At 69.7% G+C, this 15,992-nt stretch carries 13 protein-coding genes; all 13 read left to right on the forward strand.

Annotation, left to right across the window (positions count from 1 at the left end):
* Positions 1–93 precede the first annotated feature (93 nt).
* The 13 genes from coq7 (at position 94) to K7G19_RS09805 (ending at position 15,953) form a co-directional block, all read left to right on the forward strand.
* Complete coding sequence (coq7, locus tag K7G19_RS09745; protein ID WP_149316561.1) at positions 94–720, forward strand: 2-polyprenyl-3-methyl-6-methoxy-1,4-benzoquinone monooxygenase; 627 nt, start codon at positions 94–96, stop codon at positions 718–720.
* A 501-nt stretch (positions 721–1,221) separates the two neighbouring features.
* Positions 1,222–1,650: a division/cell wall cluster transcriptional repressor MraZ gene (gene mraZ, locus K7G19_RS09750; protein WP_006577764.1), complete on the forward strand. Its 429-nt coding sequence runs from the start codon at positions 1,222–1,224 to the stop codon at positions 1,648–1,650.
* 7 nt (positions 1,651–1,657) lie between these two features.
* Positions 1,658–2,650 (forward strand): 16S rRNA (cytosine(1402)-N(4))-methyltransferase RsmH, encoded by a 993-nt coding sequence (rsmH, locus tag K7G19_RS09755; protein WP_149316562.1) that lies wholly within the window; start codon positions 1,658–1,660, stop codon positions 2,648–2,650.
* The gene (ftsL, locus tag K7G19_RS09760; RefSeq protein ID WP_149316563.1) at positions 2,647–3,030 is read left to right on the forward strand and encodes a cell division protein FtsL; all 384 of its coding nucleotides are present in this window, start codon (positions 2,647–2,649) and stop codon (positions 3,028–3,030) included. Before rsmH ends, ftsL begins: the two co-directional genes overlap by 4 nt.
* Positions 3,027–4,871, forward strand: a complete 1,845-nt coding sequence (locus tag K7G19_RS09765; protein ID WP_149316564.1) for a penicillin-binding protein 2 — start codon at positions 3,027–3,029, stop codon at positions 4,869–4,871. The genes ftsL and K7G19_RS09765 overlap by 4 nt, the downstream gene beginning before the upstream one ends.
* Positions 4,868–6,421, forward strand: coding sequence for a UDP-N-acetylmuramoyl-L-alanyl-D-glutamate--2,6-diaminopimelate ligase (locus K7G19_RS09770; protein ID WP_149316565.1), 1,554 nt, complete (start codon positions 4,868–4,870; stop codon positions 6,419–6,421). Before K7G19_RS09765 ends, K7G19_RS09770 begins: the two co-directional genes overlap by 4 nt.
* A 50-nt stretch (positions 6,422–6,471) precedes the next feature.
* Entirely contained in the window at positions 6,472–7,920 is a 1,449-nt protein-coding gene (gene murF, locus K7G19_RS09775; RefSeq protein WP_226107645.1) for a UDP-N-acetylmuramoyl-tripeptide--D-alanyl-D-alanine ligase, read from the forward strand.
* A 93-nt stretch (positions 7,921–8,013) separates the two neighbouring features.
* Positions 8,014–9,183 (forward strand): phospho-N-acetylmuramoyl-pentapeptide-transferase, encoded by a 1,170-nt coding sequence (mraY, locus tag K7G19_RS09780; protein ID WP_023264842.1) that lies wholly within the window; start codon positions 8,014–8,016, stop codon positions 9,181–9,183.
* 66 nt (positions 9,184–9,249) lie between these two features.
* Positions 9,250–10,809 (forward strand): UDP-N-acetylmuramoyl-L-alanine--D-glutamate ligase, encoded by a 1,560-nt coding sequence (gene murD, locus K7G19_RS09785; protein ID WP_226107086.1) that lies wholly within the window; start codon positions 9,250–9,252, stop codon positions 10,807–10,809.
* On the forward strand, positions 10,806–12,074 hold the full coding sequence (ftsW, locus tag K7G19_RS09790) for a putative lipid II flippase FtsW (RefSeq protein WP_149316567.1): 1,269 nt from the start codon (positions 10,806–10,808) through the stop codon (positions 12,072–12,074). Before murD ends, ftsW begins: the two co-directional genes overlap by 4 nt.
* A gap of 222 nt (positions 12,075–12,296) precedes the next feature.
* Positions 12,297–13,373, forward strand: coding sequence for an undecaprenyldiphospho-muramoylpentapeptide beta-N-acetylglucosaminyltransferase (gene murG, locus K7G19_RS09795; protein WP_150082107.1), 1,077 nt, complete (start codon positions 12,297–12,299; stop codon positions 13,371–13,373).
* Positions 13,374–13,440: 67 nt separating this feature from the next.
* The gene (murC, locus tag K7G19_RS09800) at positions 13,441–14,964 is read left to right on the forward strand and encodes a UDP-N-acetylmuramate--L-alanine ligase (RefSeq protein WP_223819431.1); all 1,524 of its coding nucleotides are present in this window, start codon (positions 13,441–13,443) and stop codon (positions 14,962–14,964) included.
* A complete protein-coding gene (locus K7G19_RS09805; protein ID WP_226107088.1) occupies positions 14,961–15,953 on the forward strand; it encodes a D-alanine--D-alanine ligase in 993 nt (330 codons plus the stop codon). The genes murC and K7G19_RS09805 overlap by 4 nt, the downstream gene beginning before the upstream one ends.
* The last annotated feature ends 39 nt before the right edge of the window (positions 15,954–15,992 follow it).

Here is a 15,992-nt window from a genome sequence, read left to right on the forward strand (position 1 = left end):
ACGGGGGCGGTACAATGCGGGAATTCCCCGAACCGACCCAAGGCGGCTCATCGTCACTTTCACCGTCACGCCGGCCGCCACCGCCGTACCGACATGGACAAGCTGATCCACGAATTCGACGTCGCCCTGCGCGCCATCACCGGCGCGACCCGTGCGGGGCGCCCCAGCCCGGCCGAGACGCTGGGCGAGCACGACGATACGCAACTGGACGCCGGCGAGCGCCGGCATGTCGCCGGGCTGATGCGGGTCAACCATGTCGGCGAGGTCTGCGCCCAGGCGCTGTACCAGGCCCAGAAGCTGACCGCGCGCGACGGCGCGGTGCGCGCGCAGATGGATGCCGCCGCGCGCGAGGAGGAGGATCACCTCGGCTGGTGCGCGGAGCGCCTGCGCGAGCTCGGCTCGCGGCCGAGCCTGCTGAACCCGCTGTGGTACGCCGGCGCCTTCGCCATCGGCTGGCTGGCCGGCCGCGCCGGCGATCGCGCGAGCCTGGGCTTCGTTTCCGAGACCGAGCGCCAGGTCGAGCAGCACCTGACCGGCCATCTGGAGCAGTTGCCTCCCGCCGATGCGCGCTCGCGCGCGATCCTCGAGCAGATGCGCGACGACGAGGCCCGCCATGGCGCCAGCGCGCGCGAAGCGGGCGGGATCACGCTGCCCGCCCCGGTGCGGGCGGCGATGCGCGCGGCCTCGCGCGTGATGACCACCACGGCTTACCGGATCTGAAGCGGACTGAAGCGGATCTGAAGCGGATCTGAAGCGGGCCTGACGCGGAGCCGACGGTCCCGTCGCGACCCGCACGGCGCGCCGGACCGCGTCGTCCGGCGCCCGCCGCGGGCTCTCCCCAGCGGCTCTCCGCATCGAATCGTTGTATCCTTTGGCCGGGCTCGGGACCGCGGTATTTCCTTGCGCCAGCGACTTCTCCCCGCGTAGTTCTCAGGTGGTTTCTCGGCTTTCTCCCCTAAGACCTTCATTTCATTAGGAATTCACCTTCCTGGTGCGCGCTCGCCCTGCGCTAAGTCTTTGTTCTGATTCCGAAAAACGCCTTTTCGGCACCGTTGACGAGCCTTGACCGGCCAATAGGCTTCCTCTAAAGTGGGGAATAGTGTGAGGAAGTGTATTTTTGTGTGAGGAAAGGGCTTCGGTGTGGGATGATGTGCACTAGCCGAAGCGGACCAGTCAACGCCACGCCAAGCCGCCGAAGGCAGGCGCGGGACGGGGGTGAACTTGTTTCAGGGAGCATCGGCGCTCTCCCTCGATGCCAAGGGTCGGATGTCGATTCCGACGCGGCACCGGGAAGCGCTGCAACAACAGGCCGAGGGCCGGGTGACGCTGACCAAGCACCCGGATGGATGCCTGCTGCTCTTTCCCCGGCCGGAATGGGAAACCTTTCGCACACGGATTGCGGCGTTGCCGATGGACGCGCACTGGTGGAAGCGCATTTTTCTGGGCAATGCCGCCGACGTCGAAATGGACAGCGCCGGGCGCGTGCTGATCGCGCCGGAGCTGCGCAGCGCCGCCATGCTGGACAAGGAAGTGATGCTGCTCGGCATGGGCAGCCATTTCGAGGTCTGGGATGCCGCGACCTACGCCGCCAAGGAACAGCAGGCGATGGCCCAGGGCATGCCTGAAGCATTGAAGAACTTCTCTTTCTGAAGTGGTTATGGAACCGACCCGTACGCCGGGGCCCACCCCCCTGCGCCATCGCACCGTGCTGCTGGACGAAGCCGTCGATGCGCTCGTGTGGCGGCCCGACGGCGTCTACGTGGACGGCACCTTCGGCAGGGGAGGGCACAGCCGGGCCGTGCTGGCGCGGCTGGGACCCGAAGGGGCACTGGTCGCCTTCGACAAGGATCCGGCAGCAATCGCAGAAGCGGGCACCATCAAGGATGCCCGCTTCTCTATTGAGCACGCGAGCTTCGCCGCCATGGGCGAGCGCCTGGCCGGCGCGAAGGTCGCGGGCGTGCTGCTCGACCTGGGGATCAGCTCGCCCCAGATCGACGACGCAGCGAGGGGGTTTTCGTTTCGGTTCGAGGGCCCGCTCGACATGCGCATGGACACCACGCGCGGCATCACCGCCGCCGAGTGGCTGGCGCAGGCCGACGAGCAGGACATCGCGAGGGTGATACGAGACTATGGGGAAGAACGGTTTGCTGTACAGATTGCAAAGGCGATTGTTGCTCGCCGGAGCGAACCCGGCGATGGCGGACGCCTCGCCACTACTGCCGACCTTGCCGCGCTCGTGGCGAAAGCCGTCAAGACACGCGAGAAGGGTCAGGACCCTGCGACCCGCACCTTTCAGGCTCTACGGATTTTCATCAATCAAGAGCTTGCGGACCTCGAAAGCGGTCTGAGCGCGGCCTACGATCTGCTCGAGGTAGGGGGACGGCTGGTGGTGATCAGCTTTCATTCGCTGGAGGACCGCATCGTCAAGCGGTTCATGCAGGCGCACGCACGCCCGCAGCAGGACGCCGATCCGGCGCTGCGGCGCGCGCCGCTGCGCGCGGCCGACCTGCCCCAGCCCACGATGAAGCTGCTCGGCCGCGTCAAGCCCGGTGCCCGGGAAACCGCCGACAACCCCCGCGCGCGCTCGGCCGTGATGCGCGTCGCTGAAAAACTGGCGCCCGCCGCGCCGCAGGGTGGGGCGCGCGCATGAACCGCCTGACCTTCTTCCTGCTCGGCGCGCTGATCCTGTGCGCGCTGTCGCTCGTCAGCGCCCAGCACGAGGCGCGCACGCTGTTCGTCGCGCTCGAGCGCGCGCAGTCCGAGGAGCGCCAGCTCGAGACCGACTGGTCGCGGCTGCAATACCAGCAGAGCGCGCTGTCCAAGAGCGCGCGCATCGCCGACGCGGCCCGCGCGCAATTGAAGATGTCGCCGGTCAGCCCCGGTCGTACCCAATACCTGCAGGGCATCGTGCTGCCGCGCACCGAAGGCGAGGGCGCCAACGGTGCCGCCGGTGCCAATGGCGCCAATGGTGCCAACGGTGCCAACGGTGCCGAAACGCAGCAGCGCAACGCCGCGGAGGCCCGTCCATGACGATGGCCCGCCCGAGCCTGCACCGCCCGCGCAATGCGCGGCCCGCGGCCACGCGTCCGCGCTCCGGCCAGTTCTCGGCCAGCCCGGTGCTCGGCCTGCGCCTGCCGATGTGGCGCTCCAAGCTGGTGGTGTTCCTGATGTTCACGGCCTTCGTCGCGCTGGCCGTGCGCGCGCTGTGGATCCAGGGCCCGGGCAACCAGTTCTACGAAGCCGAGGGCAAGAAGCGCTTCCAGCGCACGCTCGAGCTGCCGGCCACGCGCGGCAAGATCCTCGACCGCAACGGCCTGGTGCTGGCCACCAGCCTGCCGGTCAAGGCGATCTGGGCGGTGCCCGAGGACGTGCCGTCGAACCTGGATGCCGGCAAGCTGCGCCAGCTCGCCAGGCTGCTCGACATGTCCGAGAAGGATCTGCGCAAGAAGCTGACCGAGGACAAGAGCTTCGTCTACCTGAAGCGGCAGGTGCTGCCCGACGTGGCCGAGAAGATCGCGGCGCTGAAGATCGACGGCGTGCACCAGAGCGGCGAGTACAAGCGCTTCTACCCGGAAGGGGAGGCGATGGCGCATATCGTCGGCTTCACCAACGTCGAGGACCGCGGCCAGGAAGGCATGGAGCTGGCGCGCGAAGGCGTGCTGGCCGGCAAGGCGGGCGCGCGCCAGGTCATCAAGGACCGGCTCGGCCGCGTGGTCGAGGACATCGGCGTGCTGCGCAGCCCGCGCGACGGCCAGGACCTGCAGCTGTCGATCGACGCCAAGATCCAGTACCTGGCCTTCAACGAGGTCAAGGCGGTGGCCGAGCGCAGCAAGGCCAAGGCCGCCAGCGCGGTGGTGCTCGACGCGCAGACCGGCGAGGTGCTGGCGCTGGCCAACTGGCCCAGCTACAACCCGAACGACCGCGCGCGCCTGTCCGGCGAGCAGCTGCGCAACCGCGTGCTGACCGACACCTTCGAGCCCGGCTCGATGATGAAGCCGATCACCGCCGCGCTGGCGCTGCAGCTCAAGCGCGTGACGCCGTCGACGGTGTTCCAGACCGAGGGCCGCTACACCTTCGAGCGCGCGACCATCTCCGACACCCACAACTACGGTCCGCTGACCGTCGCCGGCGTGATCCAGAAGTCCAGCAACATCGGCACCATCAAGATGGCGATGCTGATGAAGCCGCAGGAAATGTGGGACATGTTCACCAGCCTGGGCCTGGGCCAGGCGCCCAAGCTCGGCTTCCCCGGCGCCGCCGCGGGCCGAGTGCGCCCGTACAAGAGCTGGCGGCCGATCGAGCAGGCCACCATGTCGTACGGCTACGGCCTGTCGGTGTCGCTGATGCAGATGGCGCACGCCTATACGATCTTCGCCCACGACGGCGAGCTGATTCCGATCACGATGTTCCGCACCGACGGCCCGGCCAGCGGCGAGCGCGTGATCTCGCCCCAGGTCGCGCGCGACGTGCGAGGCATGCTCGAGATGGTGACGGCGCCCGGCGGCACCGCGACCCAGGCCCAGGTCATGGGCTACCGCGTCGGCGGCAAGACCGGCACCGCCTACAAGCACGTCGGCCGCGGCTACGACCGCAGCAAGTACCGCGCCTCGTTCATCGGCCTGGCGCCGATGTCGAACCCGCGCATCATCGTCGCCGTCAGCGTCGACGAGCCGACCTCGGGCAGCCACTATGGCGGCGCCGTCGCCGGCCCGGTGTTCGCCGCGATCACCGGCGGCACGCTGCGCGCGCTGAACGTCCAGCCCGATTCGCCGATCCGGCAGCTGGTGGTCACCGAAAGCGTGCCCGAGACCCTGCCCGATGCGCCGCCCGAAGCCCTGTCCGCCCGCGGAACCGGGAGCACCACCCGATGACCGCTCGCAGCAAGCACGCCGCCCTCGAACAGGCCGCTGCCAAGGCAGCGGCCTGGTTGCGCCAGCACGCCGGCCAGCAGTCGGGCCATACCGCCCGCCTGACCGGCGACACGCGCCGGCTGCGCCAAGGCGATGTCTTCTTCGCCTATGTGCTGGGCAACCAGCGCCTGTCGACCGACGGCCGCCCCTATATCGGCGAGGCGCTCGCGCGCGGCGCCGCGGCGGTGGTCTACGAGAGCCGCGGCTACGAGTGGCCGCATGGCGATGCCGTGCCGCACCTGCCGATCGAAGGGCTGGAGCGGCTGGCCGGGCCGATCGCCGCCGCCTGGTACGGCAACGCGGCGCGCGGACTGGCGATCACCGGCATCACGGGGACCAACGGCAAGACCTCGTGCAGCCAGTGGCTCGCGCGCGTGCTGCAGGCCACCGGTACCCGCTGCGCGACCATCGGCACGCTCGGCAGCGGCTTTCCGGACGCGCTGCAGCACACCGGCTTCACCACGCCCGACGCGGTGCAGCTGCAGGACAGCCTGGCTGAGCTGCATGCCGCCGGCGCGGCCGCGGTGGCGATGGAAGTGTCCTCGCACGGCCTCGAGCAGGGCCGCGTCGCCGGCACGCCGTTCCAGGTCGCGGTGCTGACCAACCTGACCCAGGACCACCTCGACTACCACGGCAGCATGGCCGAGTACGAGGCGGCCAAGACGCTGCTGTTCCACTGGCCGAAGCTGCAGGCCGCGGTGATCAACCGCGACGACGCGATGGGCCGGCGCCTGCTGGCGGGCGGCATGGCGGCGCGGCAGGTGATCGAATACGGCATCGGCGGCCCCGCCGGCCCGACCGGCTTCAGCGGCGGCGCGGCGTGGCTGCGCGCCACCGGCGTGAAGGCCACGCCGACCGGCACCGTGTTCAAGGTCGACGGCAGCTTCGGCAGCGCCGAGGTCGCCACGCCGCTGATCGGCGAATTCAACGTCAGCAATCTGCTGGCCGTGCTGGGCGCGGCGCTGGCCAATGGCGTCGCCTGGGACGCGGCGCTGGCCGCGCTGCGCGCGCTGCGCCCGGTCGACGGCCGCATGGAGCTGTTCGGCGGACACGAAGGGCCGCTGGCCGTGGTCGACTACGCGCATACCCCCGACGCGCTCGAGAAGACGCTGGACGCGCTGCGTCCGGTGGCCGCGGCGCGCCAGGGCCGGCTGTGGTGCGTGTTCGGTTGCGGCGGCGATCGCGATCCGGGCAAGCGTCCGCAGATGGGCGCGGTGGCCGAACGGCTGGCCGACGAGGTGGTGCTGACCAGCGACAACCCGCGCAGCGAGGACCCGCAGGCGATCCTCGATGCAATCGCCGACGGCATGCAGGACTTCCGCCGCGGCCGCCAGATCGAGGACCGCGCCGCGGCCATCCTCTACGCGGTCAAGCATGCCGGCGCGAACGACGTGGTGCTGGTGGCCGGCAAGGGCCACGAGGCCACGCAGGAAATCCAGGGCCGCAAGCGGCCGTTCTCCGATCGCGAGCATGTGCGTCTGGCGCTGGCGGCGCGCGGAGTATCGGCATGAGTACGAGCATGAGCACCGGCATGACGGCAACGGCCAAACCAGAACAGACGATGACCGACCTGCAGCAGGCCGCGGGCTGGATCGCCGGCGCACGCATCGAAGGCGATGGCGCGCGGCGGTTCACCCGCGTGCATACCGACAGCCGCACCGTCGAGCCCGGCGATCTGTTCGTCGCGCTGCGCGGCGAACGTTTCGACGCGCACGACTTCATTGCCGACGTGGCCGCCAAGGGCGCCGCCGCGGTGCTGGTCGAGCGCGACATCGGCGCCGCCGCGCCGGGTTTGCCGGCGATCGTGGCGCCCGATACGCGCGTCGCGCTGGGCCAGCTCGGCGCCGGCTGGCGCGCGCAGTTCACGTTGCCGACGGTCGCGGTGACCGGCAGCAACGGCAAGACCACGGTCAAGGAAATGATCGCGGCGATCTTCGCCGCGGCGGTCGGCGAAGCGCAGCGCCTGGCCACCGGCGGCAACCTGAACAACGACATCGGGCTGCCGCTGACGGTGCTGCGCCTGCGTCCGAGCCACCGGCTGGCGGTGCTCGAACTCGGCATGAACCATCCGGGCGAGACCGCAACGCTGGCGGCGATCGCGCAGCCCACGGTGGCGGTGATCACCAACGCGCAGCGCGAGCACCAGGAATTCATGGTCAGCGTCGAGGCCGTCGCGCACGAGCACGCCAGCATCCTGGCCGCGCTGCCGGCCGACGGCACCGCGGTGTTTCCGCTCGACGCGGCCAGCGGCGGCGCGCATGCCGGCATCTGGCGCGCCGCGGCCGGCGGCCGGCCGGTGCTGACCTTTGGCCTGGCCGAGGGCCGCGAGGCCAGCCAGGCCGACGTGACCGCCGAGGTCAGCCTCGACGATGGCGTGCAGCGGCTGCAGGTACGCGCGCCCGGCCGCGCCTTCGAGGTCCGGCTGGCGCTGCTCGGCATGCACAACGTGCGCAATGCGCTGGCGGCGATCGCCTGCGCGCTGGCCGCCGGCGTCGAGGTCGAGGCGATCCAGCGCGGCCTGGCCAGCTTCGCGCCGGTCAAGGGCCGGCTGCAGGTCAAGCGCGCCGCGGCCGGCACCGTGGTGATCGACGACACCTACAACGCCAACCCCGACTCGATGCGCGCCGCCATCGACGTGCTGGCCGGCTTCGCGCCGCCGCGCGTGCTGGTGATCGGCGACATGGGCGAGGTCGGCGATCAGGGACCGGCGTTCCACGCCGAGATCGGCGCCTATGCGCGCGCGCGCGGCATCGAGACGCTGTGGGCCACCGGCGAGGCCTCGCCGCACGCGGTGCAGGCCTTCGGCGAGGGCGCCCGGCACTTTGCCGGCGCCGACGCGCTGGCGGCGACGCTGGCCGCCGATGCGGACGGCACCGTCGCGCGGGCAAGCGCCGTGCTGGTCAAGGGCTCGCGCTTCATGCGGATGGAGCGCATGGTCGACGCGCTGGTGACGCCGTCGGCCGGGTCCGCCGGGTCGACTGGGCCGGCGGGGCCGGCGAACAAGGGTTGAGACTGAACGGCAGTGAAGCTTAACGATTGATTGGAATTGGCCGCCAGGCCCCTGAACGAGGGGCGGCGGCAGCAGACAGGAAAACGAAGAACGATGTTATTGGCCCTGGCCCAATGGCTGCAAGATGACTACAGCTTCCTGCGGGTCGTCAACTATCTGACCTTCCGCGCCGTGATGGCCAACCTCACGGCGCTGGTGATCGGCCTCGCGCTCGGTCCGTGGGTGATTCGCAAGCTGACCGAGATGAAGATCGGCCAGGCGGTGCGCACCATCGGCCCGCAGACCCATCTGGTCAAGTCCGGCACGCCGACCATGGGGGGCGTGCTGGTGCTGCTGTCGATCGGCATCTCGACGGTGCTGTGGTGCGACTGGGGCAACCGCTTCGTCTGGGTGGTGATGCTGGTGACCTTCGGCTACGGCGCGATCGGCTGGGTCGACGACTACCGCAAGGTCGTCTATCGCGACCCGCGCGGCATGTCGAGCGGCGAGAAGTATTTCTGGCAGACGCTGATCGGGCTGGTGGCCGCGGTCTATCTGGCCTTCTCGATTTCCGAGGCCAGCAACGTCAAGGTGTGGGAGCTGTTCCTGAGCTGGGTCGAGGGCGGGCTGTCGCTGGACATGCCCTACAAGTCGAACCTGCTGGTGCCCTTCTTCAAGGAAGTCAGCTACCCGCTGGGCGTGGCCGGCTTCATCGTGCTGACCTATTTCGTGATCGTCGGCTCGAGCAACGCCGTCAACCTGACCGACGGCCTCGACGGCCTGGTGATCATGCCGGTGGTGCTGGTCGGCAGCGCGCTCGGCGTGTTCGCCTACGTGATGGGCAACGCGGTCTACAGCAAGTACCTGCTGTTCCCGCATATCCCCGGGGCGGGCGAGCTGCTGATCTTCTGCTCGGCGATGGCCGGCGCGGGCCTGGCCTTCCTGTGGTTCAACGCGCATCCGGCGCAGGTGTTCATGGGCGATGTCGGCGCGCTGGCGCTGGGCGGGGCGCTCGGCACCATTGCCGTGATCGTGCGCCAGGAGATCGTGCTGTTCGTGATGGGCGGCGTGTTCGTCGCCGAGACGGTGTCGGTGATGCTGCAGGTCACCTGGTTCAAGTTCACCAAGCGCCGTTATGGCGAAGGGCGGCGGCTGTTCCGCATGGCGCCGCTGCACCACCATTTCGAGCTGAGCGGCTGGAAGGAAACGCAGGTGACGGTCCGCTTCTGGGTGATCACGCTGCTGCTGGTGCTGATCGGGCTGTCGACGCTGAAGCTGCGCTGAGGCGCACAGGCGGAACGCAGACCGGCAAGTTGAATCGACGACAGGAAATCAAGGGCAGGAAACGAAGTGTTTGGCGAGTTGCAGACCCCTCATGTGCTGGTACTGGGCCTCGGTGAATCGGGCCTGGCGATGGCGCGCTGGTGCGGCCGGTATGGCTGCGCGCTGCGCGTCGCCGACACGCGTCCGGCGCCCGCCAATCTCGCCTTCCTGCAGGCCGAGCTGCCCTCGGCCGAATTCGTCGGCGGCGCCGCCTTTGCGTCCGCCCTGCCGGCGCTGCTCGACGGCATCGGGCTGATCGCGATCAGCCCGGGCCTGTCGCCCACCGAGCCCGATACCGGCGCGCTGCTGGACGCGGCGCGCGAGCGCGGCATCCCGGTGTGGGGCGAGATCGAACTGTTCGCGCGCGCGCTGGCGCATCTGCAGGCGGAGGCCGGCTACGCGCCGAAGCTGCTGGCGATCACCGGCACCAACGGCAAGACCACCACCACCGCGCTGACCGGCCGGCTGGTCGAGCGCGCCGGCAAGACCGTCGCGGTCGCCGGCAATATCAGCCCGTCGGCGCTGGACAAGCTGTCGGCCTGCATCGCCTCGGCGACGCTGCCCGAGGTCTGGGTGCTCGAGCTGTCCAGCTTCCAGCTGGAGACCACGTATACGCTGGCGCCGCATGCGGCCGCGGTGCTCAACGTCACGCAGGACCATCTGGACTGGCACGGCACCATGCAGGCCTACGCGGCCGCCAAGCAGCGCATCTTCGGGCCGCAAGCCGTGGGCGCCGACGGTGCCGACGGTGCCCGCTGTGTGCAGGTGCTCAACCGCAACGACCGCCTGACGATGGAGATGGCGCGCCCGGGCATGGTCCCGGTGACCTTCGGCACCGACCTGCCCGAAGTGCCGGGCAGCTTCGGCATCCTGCGCGAGGGCGGCATGCCCTGGCTGGTGCTGGCGGAGCCCGATGGCGAAACTGAAGAGGCCAGGCCGCGCCGCCGCAAGAGCGCCGCGGGCGACGAGGCCGCGCCGGTGCCGGTGCGGCACAAGCGCCTGATGCCGGCCGACGCGCTGCATATCCGCGGCATGCACAACGCCACCAACGCGATGGCGGCGCTGGCGCTGTGCCGCGCCATCGATCTGCCGCTGAACGCGCTGCTGCACGGCCTGCGCGAGTACCGCGGCGAGCCGCACCGGGTCGAGTGGATCGCCACCATCGACGACGTCGAGTACTTCGACGACAGCAAGGGCACCAATGTCGGCGCGACCGTCGCGGCGCTGTCCGGGCTCGACAAGCGCGTGGTGCTGATCGCCGGTGGCGAGGGCAAGGGCCAGGATTTCTCGCCGCTGGCGGCGCCGGTGGCGCAGTACGCGCGCGCGGTGGTGCTGATCGGCAAGGCCGCCGGCGAACTGCGCGCGGCGCTGGAAGGCACCGGCGTTGCGCTGCTCGATGCGGGCTCGAACGAGGGCGCGCTGGAAGCGGCGGTGCGGCTGGCCGCCGAACAGGCCCAGGCGGGTGACGTGGTGCTGCTGTCGCCGGCCTGCGCGAGCCTGGACATGTTCCGCAATTACGTGCATCGCGCGCAGGTGTTCCGCGCCGCGGTGGAAGAACTGGCGCTGTCCCGGGGGATCATGCCATGAGCGAGATGCAGGCAGAGCGCCAGGCCAAGCGCAGCGGCTTCGTCGGCGCCACCATCGTCGGCGCGACCATCGGCAATGCCTGGGAAGGGCTGCGCGATGCGGTGTCCGGCGTCAAGCCGACCCGCTCGCGGATGATGGAGTACGACCAGCCGCTGCTGTGGGTAGCGATCGTGCTGCTGGCGCTCGGCCTGGTGATGGTCTATTCGGCGACCATCGCGCTGCCCGATTCGCCGCGCTTCGCCAATTACCGCGAGAGCCATTTCCTGATCCGCCATGCGTTCTCGCTGCTGATCGGGCTCGGCGTCGGGCTGCTGGCCTTCCAGGTGCCGGTCAAGTACTGGGACCGCTATGCGCCCAAGCTGTTCGTGCTGGCGCTGATCCTGCTGATCCTGGTGCTGGTGCCCTTCATCGGCAAGGGCGTCAACGGCGCGCGCCGCTGGATTCCGCTGGGCCTGATGAACTTCCAGCCGTCCGAGCTGATGAAGCTCGCGGTGGTGCTGTACGCGGCCAACTACACGGTGCGCAAGCAGGAATGGATGCAGAGCCTGGGCAAGGGCTTCCTGCCGATGGGCGTCGCGGTGGCGGTGGTCGGCATGCTGCTGCTGCTCGAGCCCGACATGGGCGCCTTCCTGGTGATCGCCGCGGTGGCGATGGGCATCCTGTTCCTTGGCGGCGTCAACGGCAAGCTGTTCGGCGCGCTGGTGGCGATCGCGGTGGGCACCTTCGCGCTGCTGATCGCGGTGTCGCCGTGGCGGCGCGAGCGGATCTTCGCCTATCTCGATCCCTGGCGCGAGGAATACGCGCTGGGCAAGGCCTATCAGCTGACGCATTCGCTGATCGCCTTCGGCCGCGGCGAATGGGCCGGGGTGGGGCTGGGCGGCAGCATCGAGAAGCTGCACTACCTGCCCGAGGCGCATACCGACTTCATCCTGGCCGTGATCGGCGAGGAGCTGGGCTTCATCGGCGTGCTGACCGCGATCGTGCTGTTCTACTGGCTGGTGCGCCGCGCCTTCTCGATCGGCCGCACCGCGCTGCAGCTGGACCGCACCTTCGCCGGGCTGGTCGCCAAGGGCATCGGCATCTGGATCGGCTGGCAGGCCTTCATCAACATGGGCGTGAACCTGGGCCTGCTGCCGACCAAGGGCCTGACGCTGCCGATGGTCAGCTACGGCGGTTCGGGGATCCTGATGAACTGCGTCGCGTTGGCCTTGCTGCTCCGTATCGATTACGAAAATCGGGTGTTGATGCGTGGAGGGAAGGTATGACCGGAACGCAGCAACGCCCGATTTCGGCGCAGGCTAACTTCCTGCGCCAGCAGGAAGTTAAGCGAAGCGGCCGAAGCCAAAACAGCGTGTTGATGCGTGGAGGGAAGGTATGACCGGAACGCAGCAACGCCCGATTTCGGCGCAGGCTAACTTCCTGCGCCAGCAGGAAGTTAAGCGAAGCGGCCGAAGCCAAAACAGCGTGTTGATGCGTGGAGGGAAGGTATGAGTTCCACGCAGCCACGCACCCTGCTCGTGATGGCGGGCGGCACCGGGGGCCATGTGTTCCCGGGGCTCGCCGTCGCGCATGCGCTGCGCGCGCAGGGCTGGCGCGTGGTCTGGCTCGGCAACCGCACCGGCATGGAAGCGACCCTGGTGCCGAAGCACGACATCCCGATGGAGTTCATCCAGTTCGGCGGGCTGCGCGGCAAGGGACTGCTGACCAAGCTGCTGCTGCCCCTGAACCTGCTGCGCGCGTTCTGGCAGAGCATCGGCGCGCTGCGCCGGGTGCGCCCGAGCGTGGTGCTCGGCATGGGCGGCTACATCACCTTCCCGGCCGGCATGATGGCCTCGCTGCTGGGCCGGCCGCTGGTGCTGCACGAGCAGAACTCGATCGCCGGGCTCGCCAACAAGGTGCTGGCCAAGGTCGCCGATCGCGTGCTGTGCGCGTTTCCGCAGACGCTGCCCGGCGCCGAGTGGACCGGCAATCCGGTGCGCGAGGAAGTGGCGGCGCTGATCGAGCCGGCGGCGCGCTACGACGCCCGCCAGGGTCCACTGCGGCTGCTGGTGGTCGGCGGCAGCCTCGGCGCGGCGGCGCTCAATGCGGTGGTCCCGCAGGCGCTGGCGCTGCTGCCGGAAGGCGAGCGGCCGCTGGTGCGGCACCAGGCCGGCGTCAAGCAGATCGACACGCTGCGGGCGAACTACGCCGCGGCAGGGGTCGCGGCCGAAGCGGTGCCCTTCATCGACGACATGGCGCAGGCGTATGCCGACGCCGATCTGGTGATCTGCCGCGCCGGCGCGATGACGGTATCGGAAGTGGCGGCCGCCGGCGTGGCCGCGCTGTTCGTGCCGTTCCCGCATGCGGTGGACGACCACCAGACCACCAACGCGCGCTTCCTGTCGGAACAGGGCGCCGCGCTGCTGGTGCAACAGAACGCATTGACCGCGGAAGGGCTGGCGCAGACGCTGGCCCGGCTGTCGCGGCCGCAACTGAAAGAGATGGCGCAGCGTGCGCGCGGACTCGCCAAGCCGGATGCGACCCGGCGCGTGGCGCAGGTCTGCAGCGAGCTGGCCAGGGATTAGCCAGGGATTTGGCAGGAATGAGCACGGGGAACCGAGGGATCGAGGTCCACCGACAAGCAACGGATTCATGAAGCATATCGTCAAGAACATCCACTTCGTAGGCATCGGCGGCGCCGGCATGAGCGGCATCGCCGAGGTGCTGCTCAATCTCGGCTACCGGGTGTCCGGTTCCGACATGGGCAGCAACGCCGCGACGCGACGCCTGACCGCGCTGGGCGCGACGGTGATGCACGGCCATGACGCCGCGCATATCGCCGGCGCCAACGCGGTGGTGGTGTCGACCGCCGTCAGCGGCGACAACCCCGAGGTGCTGGCCGCGCGCGCCAAGCGCATTCCGGTGGTGCCGCGCGCGGTGATGCTGGCCGAGCTGATGCGCCTGAAGCAGGGCGTCGCGATCGCCGGCACGCACGGCAAGACCACCACCACCAGCCTGGTGGCGTCGGTGCTGGCCGAGGGCGGACTCGATCCGACCTTCGTGATCGGCGGCCGGCTGAACTCGGCCGGCGCCAACGCGCGGCTGGGCACCGGCGACTTCATCGTCGCCGAGGCGGACGAATCGGACGCGTCGTTCCTGAACCTGTTCCCGGTGATCGAGGTCATCACCAATATCGACGCCGACCACATGGACACCTACGGGCATGACTTTGCCCGTCTGAAGCAGGCCTTCATCGAATTCACGCAGCGGCTGCCGTTCTACGGCATCGCGGTGCTGTGCGTCGACGACCCGAACGTGCGCGAGATCCTGCCGTTCGTGTCCAAGCCGGTGGTGCGCTACGGCTTCGCCGAGGATGCCCAGGTGCGCGCGGTCAACGCCCGCGCGGTCGACGGCCAGATGCATTTCACGGTGCTGCGCCAGCTGAACAACCATGCCGAGCCGCCGCTCGACGTGGTGCTGAACCTGCCGGGCCTGCACAACGTGCAGAACGCGCTGGCGGCGATCGCGATCGCCACCGAGCTGGAGGTGCCCGACGCCGCCATCGTCAAGGCGCTGCGCGAATTCCACGGCGTCGGCCGGCGCTTCCAGCGCTATGGCGAGGTGGCCTGCGCGGACGGCAGCGGCACCTTCACGCTGGTCGACGACTACGGCCATCACCCGGTCGAGATGGCGGCGACGCTGGCCGCCGCCCGCGGCGCGTTCCCGGGCCGCCGCCTGGTGCTGGCGTTCCAGCCGCATCGCTTCACGCGCACGCGCGACTGCTTCGAGGACTTCGTCAAGGTGCTCGGCACCGTCGACGCGCTGCTGCTGGCCGAGGTCTACGCGGCCGGCGAGGCGCCGATCGTGGCCGCCGACGGCCGCGCGCTGACGCGCGCGCTGCGCGTCGCCGGCAAGGTCGAGCCGGTCTTCGTCGAGCAGATCGACGACATGCCGCAAGCGGTCCTGGACGCGGCGCGCCCGGGCGACGTGGTGGTGACGATGGGCGCCGGCACGATCGGCGCGGTGCCGGGCCTGCTGGTGTCGGGCCAGGCCGCGGCGTCGGCGGCATCGTCCTCCGCGGCATCGGCGGCATCTTCCCCTTCGCAACCCGCTGCCTCGTCAGCGTCGCAACAACCACAGCAAGCGGCCGTGCCGCAAGCCGGAGGCCAGGCATGAGCTTCGTCCCCAATCCCCAAATCGATCCGAAGACGCTCGGCAAGGTCGGCGTGCTGATGGGCGGCCGTTCGGCCGAACGCGAAATCTCGCTGCTGTCCGGTCAGGGCGTGCTGGCCGCGCTGCAGTCGCGCGGCGTCGACGCGCATGCCTTCGATCCGGCGCTGCGCAGCGTCGCCGAACTGGCCGCGGCCGGCTTTGACCGCGTCTTCATCGCGCTGCACGGCCGCTACGGCGAGGACGGCACCATGCAGGGCCTGCTCGAGCAGCTGGGCATTCCGTACACCGGCAGCGGCGTGCTGGCCTCCGCGCTGGCGATGGACAAGCCCGCCACCAAGCGGCTGTGGAGCACGCATGGGCTGCCGACCCCGCGCTTCGCGATGCTGACGGCCGACTGCACCGAGCGCGAGTTCGACGCGGTGGCGGCGGATCTCGGCCTGCCGCTGATCGTCAAGCCGGCGCGGGAAGGCTCGTCGATCGGGCTGACCAAGGTGACCGAGGCCAGCCAGATGCGCGCCGCCTACGAGAAGGCCGCGGCGCTGGACAACGACGTGATCGCCGAAGCGTTCATCGACGGTGCCGAGCTGACCTGCCCGATCGTCGGCGAGGGCCGCGACGCGGTCGCGCTGCCGGTGATCCGCATCGTCGCGCCTGAGGCCAACTACGACTATCAAAACAAGTACTTCACGGACGTTACCCAGTACCTGTGCCCGGCGAACCTGGGCGATGCGCTGGAGCAGCGCGTGCGCAGCCTCGCGGTCGAGGCCTTCCGCGTGCTGGGCTGCCGCGGCTGGGCGCGTGCCGACGTGATGCTGACCGCCGACGGCCAGCCCTACCTGCTGGAGATGAACACCTCGCCCGGCATGACCGGCCATTCGCTGGTGCCGATGTCGGCGCGGGCGGCCGGCATCAGCTACGAGGACTTCGTGCTGCAGGTGGTCGCCGCGGCGACGCTGGACCTGCATCCGAACGAGCACTGGAAACCCGAATAACCCGCGGCTGACCCCGTACAACGAAGCCATCGCGCACCC

This window comes from Cupriavidus sp. DB3 (genome assembly GCF_020418465.1).
GTDB lineage: Bacteria > Pseudomonadota > Gammaproteobacteria > Burkholderiales > Burkholderiaceae > Cupriavidus > Cupriavidus cauae.

Bases quoted from the DNA above. Each gene is read 5' to 3' on its own strand.
- K7G19_RS09770 (WP_149316565.1), top strand. From the start codon at position 4,868: ATGACCGCTCGCAGCAAGCACGCCGCCCTCGAACAGGCCGCTGCCAAG.
- murC (WP_223819431.1), top strand. From the start codon at position 13,441: ATGAAGCATATCGTCAAGAACATCCACTTCGTAGGCATCGGCGGCGCC.
- mraY (WP_023264842.1), top strand. From the start codon at position 8,014: ATGTTATTGGCCCTGGCCCAATGGCTGCAAGATGACTACAGCTTCCTG.
- murF (WP_226107645.1), top strand. From the start codon at position 6,472: ATGACCGACCTGCAGCAGGCCGCGGGCTGGATCGCCGGCGCACGCATC.
- coq7 (WP_149316561.1), top strand. From the start codon at position 94: ATGGACAAGCTGATCCACGAATTCGACGTCGCCCTGCGCGCCATCACC.
- ftsW (WP_149316567.1), top strand. From the start codon at position 10,806: ATGAGCGAGATGCAGGCAGAGCGCCAGGCCAAGCGCAGCGGCTTCGTC.
- rsmH (WP_149316562.1), top strand. From the start codon at position 1,658: ATGGAACCGACCCGTACGCCGGGGCCCACCCCCCTGCGCCATCGCACC.
- murG (WP_150082107.1), top strand. From the start codon at position 12,297: ATGAGTTCCACGCAGCCACGCACCCTGCTCGTGATGGCGGGCGGCACC.
- ftsL (WP_149316563.1), top strand. From the start codon at position 2,647: ATGAACCGCCTGACCTTCTTCCTGCTCGGCGCGCTGATCCTGTGCGCG.
- K7G19_RS09765 (WP_149316564.1), top strand. From the start codon at position 3,027: ATGACGATGGCCCGCCCGAGCCTGCACCGCCCGCGCAATGCGCGGCCC.
- K7G19_RS09805 (WP_226107088.1), top strand. From the start codon at position 14,961: ATGAGCTTCGTCCCCAATCCCCAAATCGATCCGAAGACGCTCGGCAAG.